The sequence below is a fragment of the Amycolatopsis sp. cg9 genome (assembly GCF_041346945.1).
Taxonomy (GTDB): domain Bacteria; phylum Actinomycetota; class Actinomycetes; order Mycobacteriales; family Pseudonocardiaceae; genus Amycolatopsis.
This window is the reverse complement of sequence record NZ_CP166850.1, coordinates 8,847,512-8,863,667: the sequence shown is the minus strand read 5'-3', so window position 1 is coordinate 8,863,667 and position 16,156 is coordinate 8,847,512. Positions and strand designations below refer to the sequence as shown.

The window sequence follows — 16,156 nt, the reverse complement described above, 5'->3', positions numbered from 1 at the left end:
GTCGGCCGGACCGACCGCACCGAGCGGCTCCGGAAGGAAGCTTCCGGAGCCGCTCGGCGTGCCGGCCCTCGGTGTTCAGGAGCAGGAGGCCCCGTTGAGGGTCGCCGACTGGAAGGGCGGTGCGCTGCCGGTGTAGTTCGCGTTGTAGCCGATCGTGACCGTGGCGCCCGTGCCGAGACTGCCGTTCCAGGCCGCGTTGTCGACCTTCACGACGTCGCCGGTGTCGGTCCAGGTGCCGTTCCAGCCCTGGGTGACGGTCACCCCGGGGGCGGCGAAGGTGAGCGTCCAGTGGTCGACCGGCGTTCCGCGGTTCTCGACGACCACTTCGCCGGTGTAGCCGGTCGACCAGGTGCTGACCACGCGGTGCGTGACCTTGCAGCCACCGGAGGGCTGCGGGGTCGTGCTGGTCGGCGTGGTGGTGCCGGTGGGTGTCGTGGGGGTGGTGGTCGGGACCGGGCCGGCCGCGACGGCGAGGTCGTAGGCCCGCTGCGGCACGAACTGGCCGGCCGTGGCGATGCAGCCGTCGGCCTCGCCCGGCGGCTTGACCCAGAGGAACGCGGCGATGGCGCTGTCGCCGGTCTGGTCGGTGCTCGGCGTGCCGATCGCGCGCCCGGCGGGGTCGCACCACTCGCTGCCCTGCGGCCCGTTGCCGTTGCGGCTCGTGTCGACCACGGCCTTCAGCCGCGAGTCGCCGAGCTGGCCGAGGACCGCCTTGTCGTAGGCGACTTCGTCACCGGTCGCGCGGTAGTTGGACACGTTGGTGGCGATGCCGTCGGCGCTGTTCGAGATGTCGGCGGCGCGCAGCCGGGTGGCGGCGTCACCGGGGGACAGCCAGGCGGAGTGCCCGATGTCGAAGTACACCTTCGCCTGCGAGGAACCGGCCTTGAGCCGTTTGCCGGCGTACGCGATCGACGCGGTCGTCTGGCTCTGCTGGTCGCCGCTCTGGCAGTTGGTCATGAGCGCGAGCACGTCGGGTTCGAGCACGATGGCGGCGGGCCGGCCGGCCAGGCCGGCCGCGACCTGGTCGATCCACGCCCGGTAGGCGTCGTGGGACGGCGCGCCGCCACCGCTCGCGCCGCCGCAGTCGCGGTTGGGGATGTCGTAGACGACCAGGATGGGGATCTTCCCGGCGGCGGCCGCGGCCCCGGTGTAGGCGTCCACCTCACCGCGCACGGCCGAGGTGTTGGTGGTGGTGAACCACCTCGCCTGGGGCACGGCGGCGATCCGGTCCCGGATCACGGCGGCGCGCGAGTCGCCGGAGTTGGCGGCGACCCACTTGGCGGCGTTGGTCCCGGGGTCGACGTAGAAGGCCGATCCGGCGGCTTCGGCGCCGGCCCACGTCGTCAGGGCGACGACGCTGCTCACCGCCAAGGCGGCGACCGCACCGGCGGCCACGGTTTTGCTTCGCATGCACGTTCTCCTTCGAACGACCGTGAAGTGTTCCGTCCTCGCCGCGCCCGAGACGACTGGGAGCGCTCCCAGTGATCCGGAATGGTAGCCGCGGATGCGGGTTGGGGGAAGGGGCGTCCCGGTCGAGGACGGCGACCGTGCGCGCGACGAGCACGTCCTGTTTGGACCCGAAGCAGCTTCGACCTCCCGGACGGGCGTGAGCCGCGTGCGTCCATCCGGCAGAACCGGTTACTCCGCGTGCGGCACGCTGCGGCATTCGGGTCATTGTCGAGGCGTTCGGCTGACCTTCGGCATTTTGTGACTTTCCGCGGTTTTCCCGCCGAATCGGAAACGATAAGGTGCCGGTCTTCGCAGGGGAGCGGCGAAGGGCAACTGGGGGGATACATGTTCGTGGGCCGGGCATCGGTTCTGGAGCTGATCGGCGGCCTGGTCGAACCGCGGGGCGAACACGATTCCGGTGGCCCACGGCCGGTCGTCGTCCTGACGGGCTGCGGCGGATCCGGGCGGACCGCGATCCTCGAGGAGACGTCGCGGACGTGGCGGAAACGCACCGCGTCCGTGCTGGTCCAGCCGCTGGTGCTGGACGGCGACCGGACCTCGTTGCGGCCGTTGCTGACGTCGGTCATGCTCGGGCTGGGCGTCGGGGTTTCGGGTTATCCGGTGGCATTCCCGCGCTCTGTGGTCGCGCAGCTCGCCCTCAGCGCGGATTTCGCCGGGCTGCCCGCGGGCGATCAGCGCACCCGGTTGCGGGAACGGCTCAACGACTACAAGCGCAAGCCCGCGCTCGACCGTTTCCTGAAAGCGCTGGCGCACGATTCTTTCGCGCTGGTGCACGTCCAGGTACCGGGCTTGTCCGACCTGGTTCCGAAGCTGGCGGCCGAAGTCGCCGAGAGCGCGCTGAACCGGCTGCACCGCTGGCGCGGCCTGACGCGGTTTTCCTGGGGCGACGCCGTGGACTGGTTCGGGCACCAGGACCAGGACTTCACCAACGACGCCGAGGCGACGCTGATCCAGCTCGGTGCCCGGGCGAAGAGCGCGGACCCGGTCGTCCGGCGCGGCGTGGACGACGTCCTGGTCGCCGCGTTCCTCGCGGACCTGCGCCGCAGCCACGCCCGCGTTCGCGGGCGGGTGCCGCAGATGCTCCTGCTGCTGGACGACGGCGACGTCCCGTCGGCGGTGACGTTCGTCCGCTCGCTGCTGCGCGTGCGCCAGGCGATCGCCGACAGCCGGCCGACCCCGCAGAACCGGCTGCCCGATCCGCTGGCCGTGGTCACGACCAGCGCGGGACCGGCCGCGGCCGGCGCCACCCCGTGGCCGGGGACCGGGCCGGTGGCCGGGCCGCGAGCGCGGGTCGAGGTGGCCGACCTCACGCCCGCGGAGGTGCTGCAGCTGGCTCGCAGCCACGACTGGGTGACGTCGGAGCGCACCGGAACCGTGGCCGCCCGGCTCACCCACGGCCACGCTTTCGCCACCGAGTTCGTGCTGCGCCTGCTGGGGGACAACCCCGGGCTGGCGGATGACCTCGGCGCGCTCCTGGCCGGCGGTGAACCCGACGAAGACGTCCGGGTCGACCGGCACCTGCTGCGGATCTTCGTCCGCGGCCTCGATCCGCAGCGGAGGGCGGACGAGGCCTCGGTCGAGGCGCTGATCACGCTGTCGGCCGCCCGGACCTGGCAGGAGGCCGGGGCACTTGTTCCCCTGCTGCCACCGCCCTTCGGCCTCGGCTCGCCGCTCTACACCTCGCCGACGTTGTGGGCTGCTCCCGGCGGCGACGGCGAACGCCGGCTCCACCCGCTGGCCCGCTACCTCGGCCTGCGGGCGCTGGCGGTGCGCCCGGACCCGCAGACCGGCTGGGAAGGTGTCTTCCGGACCCTGCGGGGAAAACTCCACCCCGACGACCGGGCGGGGCGGTGGCACCACGAGCGGATGCTCGGCGGCCGCGCGAAAGTCGCCGAGGAGCTGGCCGCTCTGCTGCCCGAACTGCCGGCCGCGCAGTGGCTGGAGCTGTTCGACGCCGTCGTCCTCACGCCCGACCCCCGGGTGACCGACCTGGCGGAGCTGAAGGGCCTCGGCCGGCCGCCGACGCCGGCGGGCCACACCGACGCGCTGTTCGGCATCGTGCCCGCGCTGGAGCGCGACCCGTGCGTGACGCGCCCGGAAGACATCGCGGCCCTGCGGAAGCTCGCCTCCCACGGCTTCCTGCAGCTCGCCGAAACCGAAGGGGTGGCGGACAAAGAGCCGTTCCTCGACCGGGCCGGCCGCTACTCGGCCGACGGCAGCTGGTACTGACCCCTGTCCCGAAAGGACCGACCGTGGCCTCGCGCTACCGCTGGATTCTGCTCCCCGATCCCGACCGCGACTTCCCGCACCGCCGGACGGACTGGTGGCGGGTGGCCGTCGCGCTCGTCGTCGCCCTCGTGGTCGCGGGTGGCCTCGTCTTCCAGCAGCCGCTGCGGCGTGCGTTCACCTGCGGCTGGTTCGACGGCTCCGCGTGGTCGGCGGCCGGCGAGTGCGTCGGGCTCAGCGACGGCTCGTACGACTACGGGCTCGACCGCTTCGCCGCCGCGCTGCACGTGATCGAGCAGCAGAACGGCGCCGCCGCGGACAAGTGCGACCCCCAGGGCACCGCGGTGACCGTCGGCGTCCTGCTGACGCTGACCGACCGCAACGCCGGCGGCCGCGCGCTGCACGAGCTCGAAGGGATGGCCGCCGGGCAGCGGCACGCCAACGACACCGGGTGCCTGCACCCGATGCGGCTGGTGGTCGCGAACGTCGGCGCGTACGGGCCGGACAACGAGGCCGTCGAGGTGGCCCGGGAGCTGGCCGACGATCCGGCCGTCGTGGCGGTCGCCGGGCTGGGGCTGAGCCAGCAGAAATCGGCCGAGGTGGCGGACCTGCTGGCCGGGGCGAAGATCCCCATGGTGGCCGACCTGATCACCGCCGAAGGGTTCGACCAGAACGGGTCCCGCGACGACCAGCCCGACTTCCGCGCGTGCGACCCGGACATCACCTACCCCCGTGGCGTCGGGCGGGACTACTTCTACCGCGTCGCCTACCGGAACGCCGTGCAGATCGAGCAGCTCGCCGCGGTGCTGCCCGGCCGGCCGGACTTCATCATGGTGCCCACCGGCGGGTCCGACCCGTACCCGTGCACCGCGCTGCCCGTGATGCAACGCCGCTTCGGCGGCAAGATCACCGAAGTCAAGTTCGACGCCGACGAAGCGAGCACGGTCCCGTTGACCGCCCAGCGGGTCTGCGGAACGGCGAAGGACGTCGAGGTGCTTTACATCGCGCGCGGCAGCGACCTCGCCCGGTTCCTCTTCAGCCTGGACGAAGCGTTCCTCGGCGGGCGGTGCGCGGCCACGTCGGTCACCGTCGTCAGCACTTCCGACGGCCTCCGCGTCCGCTCCCCGGAAGACACCGCGATGCTGGAGGACCTCCGCCTGCGCGCGCTGCGATCGCCGAGCTTCGCCGACGGCCGGATCCGGCTGGTGTCGACGCTCGTGTCCGGCGCCGACCGCTTCCGCGGCGACAACCCCGGGTTCCGCGACCTCGAAGCGGCCTTCACCGGCGCCGGCTTCGACGCGGCCCACCTCGACGACGGCTGGGCGGTCAACGGCTACGACGCCGTGACGACGGTTTCGGCGGCGCTGCGGACGCTTCCGTCGGCGAAACCGGTGCAGCGCAGCCAGGTCAACACCGCGATCAGCGGGTTCTCCTCGAGCGGCCAGGCGGTGGTGGGGGCCGGCGGACCGATCACGTTCGACAACAGCGGCAACCGCGCCGACGCGGGCCCGCCGGTGGTCCGGGTGTGCCCGCTCCGCCCGGCGGCGGGCGACCAGGCGGCGCGGACCCCGACCGTCCTCGTCCGGCCGGGGGTCCCGCCGAACTGCTGAGGGACGCGCTCGGCCGGCTTCACGAGGTGCTCGAGCCGGCTGCCGCGTCGCCGGATCGCCCGGGTGTGAGGTCATCCGCGGGCAACGCCATTTCCTCGGCGGCCGGGACGTGCTCACCGCTGCGCGAGCAGGGACCGCCAGCCCGCGTCCTGCCGGCTGCGGAACGTACGGCGGACGAAGCGTTCTGTCTCGAAACCGGTGCAGGGCCGTGCCGAGGCTACCGAGCGGCCCCTGGTGCCGGCGGTGGCACGAGGAGCCGGAAGAGCCGCCGGATCCGGGCGAGGTCGACGTCGGCCGCCAGCCGGGCCGGGTCCGGGAGCTCGTCGGTGAGCGGATCGACGCCGAACAGCACCCGGGGGAGCAGCGGGTGGACGGCGAGGCCGATCAGCTCGTCCGCCACGGCCTCGGCTTCGTCGGCCGCGAGTCCCGACGCGGTCACCAGGTGTGCCGCCAGGTTGCCGGTGGTGACGCCGAAGAGGACGTCGAAGAGCCCGGCCGCCAGTTCCGGCAGCCGGTCCGCCTCGCCGATGCCGAGGCGGAGCACCTTCCCGACCGAGGACCAGCCCAGCAGCTGCACGAAGCGCCCGCAGTACCGCACGGCCGCCTCCACCGGCTGCTCCGCGTAGTCGGCGGGCGTGCCCATCCGGTCGCCGAACAGGGCGCGGATGCGTTCGACGACCGCGAGGAACAGCGCGTCCTTGGTCGGGAAGTGCGCGTACAGGGAACGCTTCGACGTCTCCGCGCGCGCCGCGATCGCGTCCATGGAGGTCCGCTCGAAGCCGTCGTCCAGGAACGCGAGCTTCGCCGTGTCGAGGATGTGCTCGCGCAGCGCTTCGCCGCGTCGGGCCATGGCGTCCACCTCAAAATATACGGTACAGTGTAGTTTACTTCTGGTCCTCGCCGAACGGAGTCATCATCCATGATCGTGGTCACCGCCCCCACCGGGCAGATCGGCAGCAAGCTCGTCGACGCGCTGCTGCGGCGGAGCGAGCCGGTCCGCCTCGTCGTCCGGGACCCGGGCAAGCTGCCTGCCGCGGTGCGAGAGCGAGCCGAGATCGTCGTCGGCTCGCACCGCGATCGCGACGTCCTGGACCAGGCGCTCGCGGGCACCGATGCGTTGTTCTGGCTGATGCCGGCGGCCGCGACCGCGAACAGTCCGTACGAGGCCTACGTGACCGCCTCGATCCCGGGAGCCGACGCGGTGGTGCGCCACGCGGTCCCGCGGGTCGTGGTCGTTTCCTCGCTGGGGCGCGGGTCGCAGATCTACGCCGGGCACATCTCCGCGTCGCACGCGATGGAGGACCTGTTCCGCAGCACCGGCGCGCACGTGCGCGCCTTGGCGCTGCCGACCTTCATGGACAACGTCCTGCGCCAGGTGGCGGCGATCGGCACCGGAACCATCCCGGGCACCCTCCCGGCCGATTTCAGGATGCCGTGGATCGCGACGAAGGACATCGCGGCGCTCGCCGCCCGGTACCTGGCCGACCACACCTGGACCGGGCAGGAGTCCGTCGAGGTCCTCGGCGGTGAAGACCTTTCGTACCACGACATCGCCGAGATCCTCGGCGACGTGCTCGGCAGGCCTGTCCGGTACCAGGTCGGAGAACGCGCTGCTGTCAAGCGGTTCCTCGTCGACCGCGGCGTCTCCGAGGCGATGGCGCAGTCCATGGTGGACATGGACCTCGCCGGTGAGCGCGGCATCACCAGCGGCACGCCGCGCACCGCCGAGAACACCACGCCCACTTCGTTCCGCGAATTCGCCGTGGAAGCGGTCAAGCCGGCCGTGGCCGCTCTCTCCGTAGGGGATGAACCAGGAGCTTGACGTCGCGGAGCCGGCCTGCGCCGTGGCCGGGGGCCGTGGTCATTCCGAACGCAGCGTGTCCAACCGGGTCACCTGGCGCAGCAACGGCAACGTCAACGCGGTCACCAGCAACACCGCCGCCACCGTCGTGCCTGCCAGCGCGAGCAGCACCGGGACGTCGATGATCATCTCGCGGTCCGCCAGCCGCAGGATCGGCGCCGTCAGCCCGAGGCCCGCCGCGACCGCCAGCACCACGCCGATCACCACCGGGATCGCCGTCTGCCACAGCGATCCGCGGGCCAGCACGCCGATCGGTACCCCGGCCGCGGACAGCGCCGCGAGGGGCCGCCGCCGCTCGCTGATCTGCTCGATCGACAGCACCAGCAAGCTCATCGCCGCCACCGCGAGCACGAACAGCGACGCCGTGATCAGCACCGAGCGGAAGCTCTCCACCATCCGCTGGTCGCGGGCGGCGAAGTCGTCGAGGTAGTCGCTCTTGCTCACCGTGGCGTTCCAGGCGAGCGAGTTGACCGCCCTCGCGACGTTGTCGTTCAGCGCCCGCGGGTCGCCGGTGCCCGACACGTAGACCGCGACCGACGACTCCGGCAGCGCGAGCCCGCCGAGCGCGCCCGGGGTGAGCAGCAGCTGGCCCTCCGCGGCTCGCGCCGTGTCGCCCGACCGCACGACCTTGAGGGTGCTCGGCACTGTCCACTCAGGACCGATCACTTCGCTGTCGTGGAACGAGCTTCGCAACCGCACCTTGCCGGCCGGGGCGGTGGCGCCCCGCGCGGGTACGACGTAGAACGCGTCGCCGTCGGCGCAGCCGCCGACGTCCGCTGCCACCTCGAGCGCGACGCAGTCGCCGACCACGCCGTAGGTCCGCTCCGGCCCGGACTCGACCAGGATGGTCCGGGCCGGGTGCGTCCCGGTCACCCCGGCCGCCGACGCCGCCAGCCGGACGACCTCCGCCTCGTGCGCGGCGGTCGTCTGCACCCGCACCGGAGCTGCGGCCGCGCCGGCCGGCGGGGTCGGCTGCCGGATGCCGCCGGTGAGCGAGGTGACCACGCCCTGGATCAGGATCGTGCCGGCCAGCACGACGACCAGGCCGCACACGACGCGGCTGGCGGTTCCGCTGTCCAGCTGCAGCCGCCGGATCGCGAGCTGCCACGACGGCGGTCCGCCGTGCAGCCGCTCCACGAGCCGCTCGACCAGCCACGGCAGCAGGACCGCGACGCCCACCAGCAGGAACACGCTGCCCACCGCGAGGGCCAGCGCGCCGGCCGTGTCGCCGTTCCCGCGGTCGAAGGCCAGGCTCGCGGCCAGGAACAGCGCGCCGAGCGCGGTGAGCACCCAGCGCCACCACATCCGCCGCCGCGCCGGCTTGCCCTGGCGGACCACGCCGAGCGGTTCCACGATCGTGCGGCGCAGCCCGAACATCGCCGAGCCGACGGCGAGCCCGGGCACCAGCAGCACGATCACCACGACCAGCGGCCAGGCCGGGACGAAGTCCTCCGGGAAGATCCGCAGCCCGAACGGCAGGATGTCGGCGACGAACGTGCGCAGCACGGCGAAGAACCCGACGCCGGCCGCGAGCCCGATCCCCGCTCCGACCAGTGATTCGGCCGCCGCGACCCGCTTGACCTGCCGTGAGTCCAGGCCGAGCAGCCGCAGCGCGGCGAGCCGGCGTTCCCGCTGCGCCGCGCCCATCCGCGACGCGGTGGTCACGAAGATCAGCAACGGCAGCAGCAGCACCGCGGCGATCGGCAGGATGATGGTCAGCATGACCGCCGGCACCCCGAGCCCGGTGTAGGGCCGGCCGAACGCGTAGACGGTGGCGCCCCGGTCGCCTTCGGCCCGGATCTGCGCGGCGGGCACCCCGTAGTACGCGCTCAGGTCCCCGGCGTCGGCCACGCCGTCCCGCGACAACTGGCCGACGACGTGCCCCGGCAGCTGGGCCCGCATCGACTCGCCGCCGGGCGATGCCAGCTTCGCGGCGAGCTCCGGCGACACGACCAGCTCGCCCGGTGCGGGCAGGTGGCCGATGCCCGGCGGCACCGGCGAACCCGGCCCGGTCGCCGCGACCGCGGTGAGCTTGACGAAGTCCTCGCCGACCGACGGGTACCAGCTGTAGGTCAGCAGCGGGGCGACGCCCGCGCGCGGCTCGGTGACCGGCTTGATCGCCGCCGCGCGGGCGGCTTGCGCGTCGGCCAGGTGGTGCACCGCGGCCGCGGGCAGCAGCACGGCGACCGCGAGCGCGATCCCGAACGCGGTCATCGCCAGGCGCAGCAGCGCCGCGCCGGACATCCGGCCGCCCCCGACGGCCAGCCGGAGGCCCAGCGCCAGATCCCGCATCACGCGACCAGCTCCCGGTCGACCGTGCGCCCGTCCCGGACCACGACCTCGCGGTCCGAGTAGGCCGCGACCCGCGGTTCGTGGGTCACCAGCACCACGGCGGCGTGCGTTTCCCGCGCGGCTTCGGTGAGCAGCTGCATGACCTTCTCGCCGTTGAGCGAGTCGAGCGCGCCGGTCGGCTCGTCCGCGAAGACCACCTTCGGCCCGGTCACCAGCGCCCGCGCCACCGCCACGCGCTGCGCCTGCCCGCCGGACACGTCCCCGGGCCGGCGCTTCGCCAGATCGTCGACTTCCAGCCGGGTGAGCCATTCGGTCGCCTTGGCCTCGGCCTGCTTCCGCTTGGACCCGGTCAGCCGCAGCGGGAACGCGACGTTTTCGAGGCAGGACAGCTCGGGGATGAGCTGCCCGAACTGGAACACGAAGCCGAACTCGGTGCGCCGCAACGCGCTCCGGCTCCGGTCGTCCATCCCGACGAGGTCGGCGCCGGCGTAGCCGATGGTCCCCGCGTCCGGCCGGACGATGCCGGCGAGGCAGTGCAGCAGCGTCGACTTGCCCGAACCGGACGCGCCCATGATCGCGAGCACTTCCCCCGCCGAGACGGACAGCGCCGCCCCGTCGAGTGCCCGCGTCGGGCCGAACGACTTGTGCAGCCCGTTGCCGACGAGCAACGGTGTTCCCGGCCCGGTCATGCGCGCACCGCCTTCTCGAGTTCGCCGAGGCGCGCGGCGGTGAGCTCCAGCCACCGCAGGTCCGCCTCGAGGTGGAAGAGGGCGTGGTCGCAGATCAGCTGATCGGCGAGGTCGCCCCCGTTCTTGCGCTTGGTGAGCGCGCGCATCGCCTGCAGGTGCTCGGCGCGCTGGACGTCGAGCACGTCGGTGGCGCTGCGCCCGGACAGCAGCGCGAGCACCACCTTCGTGTAGAGGGTGTTCTGCAGGTACGGCTGCGGGTTTTCCGGCGTGCGCAGCCACGTCTCGACGTCGGTGACCCCCGCGTCGGTGATCGTGTAGCGCTTCCGCTCCGGCCCCTCGCCGCTCTCGACGCCGGCCACCTCGACCATGCCGTTGCGCAGCAGCCGGGACAGCGTCGAATAGACCTGGCCGTAGGCGAGCGGGCGATCCTGCCCGAACTGCTCGTCGTACGCCCGTTTCAGGTCGTAGCCGTGCCGCGGCCCGGGTTCGAGCAACGCGAGCAGGGTGTGGGGAACCGACATGCTCTCGTCCCTCCTCGAACCCCGGAACCCCCGGGGCTGACGATCACTATACCCGAGGCGTATACCTTGCGTGTATACCCCCGAAGAGTAGTGCGTCGCCGCAGGTCAGGACGGGGTGCCCAGCATCCTGGCGGCCAGCTCGGCGTAGGACTCGCCGAGCGCCTCGGGCGAGTCCGCGCCGTCGAGGCGGTACCAGCGCACCAGGTCGATGCCGAGCGACAGGATCGCGCGCACCGCCCGGTCGATGTCGGGCACGTCGAAGACGCCTTCGCGGGCGCCGCGTTCCACGGTGGTCCGCACGACCGCGGAGAACCGCTGCCGGAGGTCGAGGACCTCCGCCAGGTGCCCGGGCTCGAGCGCCGCCAGTTCGTACTGGCACACCCTTGCCACGGTGTGGTGGCGGGCGTGCCACGACACGTGCGCGGCCACCAGCCGCCGGATGTGCGCCCGGGGATCGCCGGTACCGGGCTGGGCGGTCAGGGCCGCGAGCGCGCGCTCGTGCCCGGTCCGGGCGATGTGGAACAGCACGGCCTCTTTGGAAGCGAAGTGCACGTAGAGCGAACCGGGACTCAAGCCGATGACGGCGGTGATGTCGCGGGTCGTGGTGGCGTGGAAACCCGTGCGGGCGAAGCACTGCACGGCCGAGGACAGCAACGCGCGGGCCACCGGGGCGGTGTCCGCCCCCCAGAACCCGTCCGGGACGGCTTCGGGCCCGAGCTTGGTCGTGAGCCCGGCCGCCGCCGGGTGCCGGCCGCCGCCGCGGCGGCGTTCTTTCCCTGACATCCCCGCTCTCCCCTCCGCACTTGACACCTCTCGGCGCCGGAGTCATGGTAACTGTGCGCTCAGTTAGTCGACGGAGACCGAGGAGAGCCGCGATGGGGCACACCGCGTCCAAGCAGCCGACCGTCGTCGCCGAGGGCTTCTCCTACCTCGAGTGCCCCAGGTGGCACGCCGGCCGGCTGTGGGTGTCGGATTTCTACACCGAGAAGGTCGTGGCGATCGACGACCGCGGTGGCGCCGAGGACGTCGCCGAGGTCCCCGGTCAGCCCTCGGGCCTCGGGTTCCTGCCCGACGGCCGCCTGCTCGTGGTGTCCATGCGCGACCACCGGCTGCTCGTGCGCGACGAGCCGGGGAAGCTCACGGAGCACGCCGACCTGTCCGGCGTGGTGTCCGGGGTGCTCAACGACATGGTCGTCGACGACCGCGGCCGCGCCTGGGTGGGCAACTTCGGCTTCGACCTCATGGGCGGCGCGCCGCTGCGCTACACCACGCTCACGCGCGTCGACCCGGACGGCAGCGTGGCTGTCGCCGCCGAGGACCTCGGTTTCCCCAACGGCATGGTGATCCTGCCCGGTGGCGTGCTGGTCGTCGCCGAGACCTTCGCCGGGCGCCTGACCGCCTTCGACATCGGCGAAGACGGCGAGCTGACCGGGCGGCGCGTGTGGGCGCAGTTCGGGCAGCCCCCGCGGACCGAGGACGTCGGCGAGGCGGTGCAGCGCCTCGAGGTGGCACCCGACGGCATCTGCGCCGACGCCGAGGGTGCGATCTGGGTGGCGGACGCCGTCCACAACCGCGTCCTGCGGGTCGAAGAGGGCGGCCGGATCCTCGACGAGATCGACGCCGGCACCGGGGTCTTCGCCTGCATGCTCGGCGGCGACGACGGGCGGACGCTCTTCCTGTGCGCGGCGCCGTCCTTCGCCGAGCACGAACGCCGTCCGGTCCGCGAAGCGCAGCTGCTCGCGGTCCGGGTCGAGGTCCCGCACGCGGGCCTGCCCTGACCCCGACGAGTGAACGGAGGGCCCGCATGGACGTCTCCTGCGCTTTCCCGACCGCGCTGGACTCCCCGGACCACATCGCCGTGGCCGAAGAACTGGGCTACGCGCGGGCGTGGGTCTACGACACCCCGCAGCAGAGCCCCGATGTGTGGATGACCCTCGCGCTGGCCGCCGAGCGGACCGACCGGATCGGCCTCGGCCCCGGCGTGCTGGTGCCCAGCCTCCGGCACCCGATGGTGAACGCCGCGGCGACCGCCACCCTCGCCGCGCTGGCGCCGGGCCGCGTCGCGGTCTCCTTCGGCACCGGGTTCACCGGCCGCCGCGCCATGGGGTACCGCGCGATCACCTGGTCCTACATGGAGTCCTACATCCGGGCGTACCGCGGGCTCCTGCGCGGCGACGTCGTCGAGTGGGAAGGGGCGCGGATGCGGATGCTGCACCCCGACGGCCACGCTCCCGCCCGGCCCGTCGACGTCCCGGTCCTGATCGGGGCGCTGGGGCCGAAGGGGCACCGGGTGGCCAAGGAACTCGGCGACGGGCTGTACGTGACGCTGCAGCTGCCCGGGTTCGCGACCGAATACCCGTGGGTGCCCTACCTCGTCTGGGGCACCGTGCTCGACGAGGGGGAGCAGACCGGCACCGAGCACGCGCGGCAGGCCGCCGGGCCCGGGTGGGCACTGGCCTACCACGGCGCGTACGAGTTCGGCGGCCCCGCCGCCGTGCGCGAACTCCCCGGCGGCGCGGAGTGGCTCGCGGTGGTCGAGCGGACGCCGCCGGAGCAGCGCCACCTCGCGGTCCACCGCGGGCACTGCGTGGAGCTCGGCGAGGCCGACCAGGCCGCCTGGCGAGCCGGCGGCCACGCGATGCTGCGGGACGTGACGATGACCGGCACCCGCGAGGAGGTCCGGGAGCGGCTGGCCGAGGTCGCCGCCCGGGGCGTCACCGAGATCGTGTTCCAGCCGACCGGACCCGACACCCGGGGCGAGCTCGAGCGGTTCTTCGACGCCGCCACGGCCTGACCGGCCCGCTCGCGAACGGCGGTTCGCGAGCGGACCGGTACCGGTGTGCCGTGGCTCAGGAGGCGCTGCAGCTGACGCTCGGCCAGTTCCAGTTCCCGTTCGCCATGATGGTGACGCCCCAGTTGTTGCCGCTTCCGTTGGGCGTCGCGACGAGGACCTGGCTGCTGGGCCACGTCGCGTTGACGTTCCAGGTGGCGCTGATCCGCTCGGGGCTGGGCACGTTCATCGTGACCGTCCACGAACTCGACCCGCTCACCGAGACGTTGAGGTTGTACCGGTCACCCCAGGACTGCCCGGCCGACAGCGCCGCGGTGCAACTGCCGCCGCCCGGTGTGGTCGGCGTCGTCGTGGGGCCCGTCGGGGTGGTCGTGGGGCCGGTCGGGGTGGTGGTGGGGGTCGTGGTCGTCCCGCCGCCGGAATTCAGGACGTTGAGCACCGAGTTGTAGGCGGCCTTCTTGTTCCCGTTGCCGTCGAACAGCAGGGGACTTTCGCTGGAGCGCCAGGAATCGCTGTCTCGCACGCCCCACACGGTGATACCCACGCAGCGCGCGACGTTCATGCACGCCTGCGTCAGTGCCGCGTACTGCGACGTCGACGCGTTCGTGACGTCGACCTCGGTGAGCGCGACGTCGACGCCGAGCGCCGCGAAGCTGGAGATCGTCGTCTGGAGGTTGCCCGGGACGGAACTGCCGCCGGTGAAGTGGGCCTGCAGGCCGACGCAGTCGATCGGCACGCCGCGGGACTTGAAGTCCCGCACCATGTTGTACACGCCCTGGGTCTTGCCGTAGCTCCAGTTGTCGATGTTGTAGTCGTTGTAGCAGAGCTTGGTCGACGGGTCGGCCGCGCGCGCGGTCTTGAACGCGACCTCGATCCAGTCGTTGCCGGTGCTCTGCAGGTTCGACGAACGGCGGCTGCCGTCTTCGTTGAAGGCTTCGTTGACCACGTCCCAGTAGGCGAGCTTGCCTTGGTAGTGCGCCATCACCTTCTGGATGTGGTTGATCATCGCGTTGCGGAGGGAACTGCCGCCCATGTTCTGCATCCAGCCCGGCTGCTGCGCGTGCCAGGCCAGGGTGTGCCCGCGGACCTGGGCGCCGTGGCTCACCGCCCAGTTGTAGATCTGGTCGCCCGAGGAGAAGTTGAACTGGTTCTGGTTGGGCTCGGTCGCGTCGGGCTTCATCTCGTTTTCGGGCGTCACCATGGTGAACTCGCGCGCGGCGATCGTGGTGTACGCCGAGTTCCCGAGCTTGCCCGCGGCGATCGCGGTGCCGAAGTACCGGCCGGACTGCGCGGCCGCGGCGCCCAGGGTGCCGGCCGCGGCGTCGGCGCCCGGCGCCGACACCAGGACGGCGGCCGTGGCGGCCACGGTGGCCACTCCGGCGAGTGCCCGGGTGGCGGGCGACCGCCACCACCTGCTGCGCGGGCCCGGCGAACTTCTTGCCATCGGTGGTCTCCTTCACGGCACGCGTCGATGATGTTGCTTACCGTCAGCAGGACAACACGGCGGATCGCCGGTCCGCAAAGAGTTTCGGCCGAGTTTCGGGCCAGGTGCCCGTGCGGGCGACTCCGGAAGTGCCGCCCTTAGCGGTGCCGCGCGTCGTCCAGGCGGCGCGCCTCGGCCGCTTGCTCGAACGGCGTGTCGCCCGCCGGGTGGCGGTCGCCGAGGCCGGCGAACAACGCGGCCACCTTGACCGAGTCGTGGTGGGACGCGAGTTCGGCCAGCGCGGGGTCGGTGGCGGCCAGCACCTGGCGGAACCGGAGCTCGGCCAGCGGGCCGAGCCGGTCGTAGATCTGGAGGAACACCTTCTGCGCCCGGTCGCGCGCCCAGTCGGCGGGCAGCAGTTCGGCGGGCAGGTCGGGGTCGGACTCGGGGAACCGGCGCCAGTCCACGCGCAGCTCGGTGCGGGTGCGCAACGCCTGCGCCGGGCTGATCAGGCCGGCGTCCAGACCGGTGAGCACCTGTTCGTAGCGCTCGACGAACTGCCCGTACTCCCGGGCCAGCGGGTCGAGGTCGAAGGCCGCGACCGCCGCGGCCGGTCCGGGGACCTCGGTGGCGCGGAAGACCGTCGCGCTGCGGAGGCCGAGTTCGTCCAGGGCCTGCAGCGCCGGGCCGGCGAGGTCGTGCGGGCTGATCCACACCCCGTCGTAGAGCGCGGCGAAGCGCAGGACCCGCAGCCGCGACCGGAGCGCGGTGCGCAGCCCGCGCTCCTGCTCCGGCACGGAGAAGGTGACCACGGTCCACCGCCCGTCCCACTCGGGCGCGGTCGTGCCGAAGGTCAGCATCCGGTGCGTGCGCTCGATGATCACCTCGGACGTGCGGGCGGGGATGCCGTACGCCGTCGTCCGGCCGCTGCGCGAGACGGTCAGCAGGCCGCGGGCGGCCAGGCGGCGGATCGCCGCCCGCGCGCTCGCCGGGCTGATGTCGAACTCGCCGAGCAGCTCCACCAGTGCCGCCGAGGGGATGTGCTCGTCGCGCCAGTACCAGAAGTCGCCGAGCAGCGACGTCAGCAGCAGCTGGGGTTCGGCGCCCTGCTGTGCGCGGGGCAGCGGGCCCGAGGACGTCGCTGTCATCGCGCGCCCACTGCGGGTGTCCATGGACTCCATGGTGTCAGTGCGGTGCGGCCGGGTGCAGCGAGGGGTTGAATCACGCGACACATCATGCGACGATCGGCACCCGATCAGCAACCTATTGCCTT

Annotated in this window: 13 protein-coding genes; 5 read left to right on the top strand and 8 right to left on the bottom strand. The window is 72.7% G+C overall.

The features are described from left to right. Nucleotides 1–75 precede the first annotated feature (75 nt). Nucleotides 76–1,395 carry a glycoside hydrolase family 6 protein gene (locus AB5J73_RS40740; RefSeq protein WP_370973477.1) on the bottom strand — a complete coding sequence of 440 codons (1,320 nt, stop codon included), beginning with the start codon at nt 1,393–1,395 and terminating at the stop codon, nt 76–78. 399 nt (nt 1,396–1,794) lie between these two features. Between AB5J73_RS40740 and AB5J73_RS40735 the strand changes: the two genes are divergently transcribed. Together AB5J73_RS40735 and AB5J73_RS40730 are read left to right on the top strand one after the other, a co-directional pair. After that, nucleotides 1,795–3,699, top strand: coding sequence for a hypothetical protein (locus tag AB5J73_RS40735; protein ID WP_370964338.1), 1,905 nt, complete (start codon nt 1,795–1,797; stop codon nt 3,697–3,699). Nucleotides 3,700–3,722: 23 nt separating this feature from the next. After that, nucleotides 3,723–5,306: an ABC transporter substrate-binding protein gene (locus AB5J73_RS40730; protein WP_370964337.1), complete on the top strand. Its 1,584-nt coding sequence runs from the start codon at nt 3,723–3,725 to the stop codon at nt 5,304–5,306. A 217-nt stretch (nt 5,307–5,523) separates the two neighbouring features. Here AB5J73_RS40730 and AB5J73_RS40725 read toward each other — a convergent pair whose 3' ends face one another. Beyond that, a complete protein-coding gene (locus AB5J73_RS40725) occupies nt 5,524–6,156 on the bottom strand; it encodes a TetR/AcrR family transcriptional regulator (protein ID WP_370964336.1) in 633 nt (210 codons plus the stop codon). Between the two features lie 69 nt (nt 6,157–6,225). Between AB5J73_RS40725 and AB5J73_RS40720 the strand changes: the two genes are divergently transcribed. Continuing rightward, on the top strand, nt 6,226–7,128 hold the full coding sequence (locus tag AB5J73_RS40720) for an NmrA family NAD(P)-binding protein (RefSeq protein ID WP_370964335.1): 903 nt from the start codon (nt 6,226–6,228) through the stop codon (nt 7,126–7,128). Between the two features lie 39 nt (nt 7,129–7,167). On the opposite strand, the gene AB5J73_RS40715 is transcribed toward AB5J73_RS40720, so the two are convergent. The 4 genes from AB5J73_RS40715 to AB5J73_RS40700 all read right to left on the bottom strand — a co-directional run bounded on the left by AB5J73_RS40715 (nt 7,168) and on the right by AB5J73_RS40700 (nt 11,452). After that, nucleotides 7,168–9,459, bottom strand: coding sequence for an FtsX-like permease family protein (locus AB5J73_RS40715; RefSeq protein ID WP_370973475.1), 2,292 nt, complete (start codon nt 9,457–9,459; stop codon nt 7,168–7,170). Beyond that, the gene (locus AB5J73_RS40710) at nt 9,459–10,148 is read right to left on the bottom strand and encodes an ABC transporter ATP-binding protein (protein ID WP_370964334.1); all 690 of its coding nucleotides are present in this window, start codon (nt 10,146–10,148) and stop codon (nt 9,459–9,461) included. Before AB5J73_RS40710 ends, AB5J73_RS40715 begins: the two co-directional genes overlap by 1 nt. Next, entirely contained in the window at nt 10,145–10,669 is a 525-nt protein-coding gene (locus AB5J73_RS40705; RefSeq protein ID WP_370964333.1) for a PadR family transcriptional regulator, read from the bottom strand. The genes AB5J73_RS40710 and AB5J73_RS40705 overlap by 4 nt, the downstream gene beginning before the upstream one ends. Nucleotides 10,670–10,774: 105 nt before the next feature. Next, on the bottom strand, nt 10,775–11,452 hold the full coding sequence (locus AB5J73_RS40700; protein ID WP_370964332.1) for a TetR/AcrR family transcriptional regulator: 678 nt from the start codon (nt 11,450–11,452) through the stop codon (nt 10,775–10,777). A gap of 92 nt (nt 11,453–11,544) precedes the next feature. Here AB5J73_RS40700 and AB5J73_RS40695 point away from each other — a divergent pair, with 92 nt between their 5' ends. Both AB5J73_RS40695 and AB5J73_RS40690 read left to right on the top strand, forming a co-directional pair. Further along, nucleotides 11,545–12,447, top strand: coding sequence for an SMP-30/gluconolactonase/LRE family protein (locus AB5J73_RS40695; protein WP_370964331.1), 903 nt, complete (start codon nt 11,545–11,547; stop codon nt 12,445–12,447). Between the two features lie 26 nt (nt 12,448–12,473). After that, on the top strand, nt 12,474–13,463 hold the full coding sequence (locus AB5J73_RS40690) for an LLM class flavin-dependent oxidoreductase (protein ID WP_370964330.1): 990 nt from the start codon (nt 12,474–12,476) through the stop codon (nt 13,461–13,463). Between the two features lie 55 nt (nt 13,464–13,518). Here the strand turns inward: AB5J73_RS40690 and AB5J73_RS40685 are convergent, their stop codons facing one another. Both AB5J73_RS40685 and AB5J73_RS40680 read right to left on the bottom strand, forming a co-directional pair. Further along, complete coding sequence (locus tag AB5J73_RS40685; RefSeq protein ID WP_370964329.1) at nt 13,519–14,904, bottom strand: endo-1,4-beta-xylanase; 1,386 nt, start codon at nt 14,902–14,904, stop codon at nt 13,519–13,521. A gap of 137 nt (nt 14,905–15,041) precedes the next feature. Beyond that, nucleotides 15,042–16,055 carry a PaaX family transcriptional regulator C-terminal domain-containing protein gene (locus AB5J73_RS40680; RefSeq protein WP_370964328.1) on the bottom strand — a complete coding sequence of 338 codons (1,014 nt, stop codon included), beginning with the start codon at nt 16,053–16,055 and terminating at the stop codon, nt 15,042–15,044. Between the last annotated feature and the right edge of the window lie 101 nt (nt 16,056–16,156).

Coding starts and splice junctions, on each gene's coding strand:
- AB5J73_RS40735 (WP_370964338.1), top strand. CDS start 1,795: ATGTTCGTGGGCCGGGCATCGGTTCTGGAGCTGATCGGCGGCCTGGTC.
- AB5J73_RS40725 (WP_370964336.1), bottom strand. CDS start 6,156: ATGGCCCGACGCGGCGAAGCGCTGCGCGAGCACATCCTCGACACGGCG.
- AB5J73_RS40720 (WP_370964335.1), top strand. CDS start 6,226: ATGATCGTGGTCACCGCCCCCACCGGGCAGATCGGCAGCAAGCTCGTC.
- AB5J73_RS40715 (WP_370973475.1), bottom strand. CDS start 9,459: ATGCGGGATCTGGCGCTGGGCCTCCGGCTGGCCGTCGGGGGCGGCCGG.
- AB5J73_RS40710 (WP_370964334.1), bottom strand. CDS start 10,148: ATGACCGGGCCGGGAACACCGTTGCTCGTCGGCAACGGGCTGCACAAG.
- AB5J73_RS40705 (WP_370964333.1), bottom strand. CDS start 10,669: ATGTCGGTTCCCCACACCCTGCTCGCGTTGCTCGAACCCGGGCCGCGG.
- AB5J73_RS40700 (WP_370964332.1), bottom strand. CDS start 11,452: ATGTCAGGGAAAGAACGCCGCCGCGGCGGCGGCCGGCACCCGGCGGCG.
- AB5J73_RS40695 (WP_370964331.1), top strand. CDS start 11,545: ATGGGGCACACCGCGTCCAAGCAGCCGACCGTCGTCGCCGAGGGCTTC.
- AB5J73_RS40690 (WP_370964330.1), top strand. CDS start 12,474: ATGGACGTCTCCTGCGCTTTCCCGACCGCGCTGGACTCCCCGGACCAC.
- AB5J73_RS40685 (WP_370964329.1), bottom strand. CDS start 14,904: ATGGCAAGAAGTTCGCCGGGCCCGCGCAGCAGGTGGTGGCGGTCGCCC.
- AB5J73_RS40680 (WP_370964328.1), bottom strand. CDS start 16,055: ATGGACACCCGCAGTGGGCGCGCGATGACAGCGACGTCCTCGGGCCCG.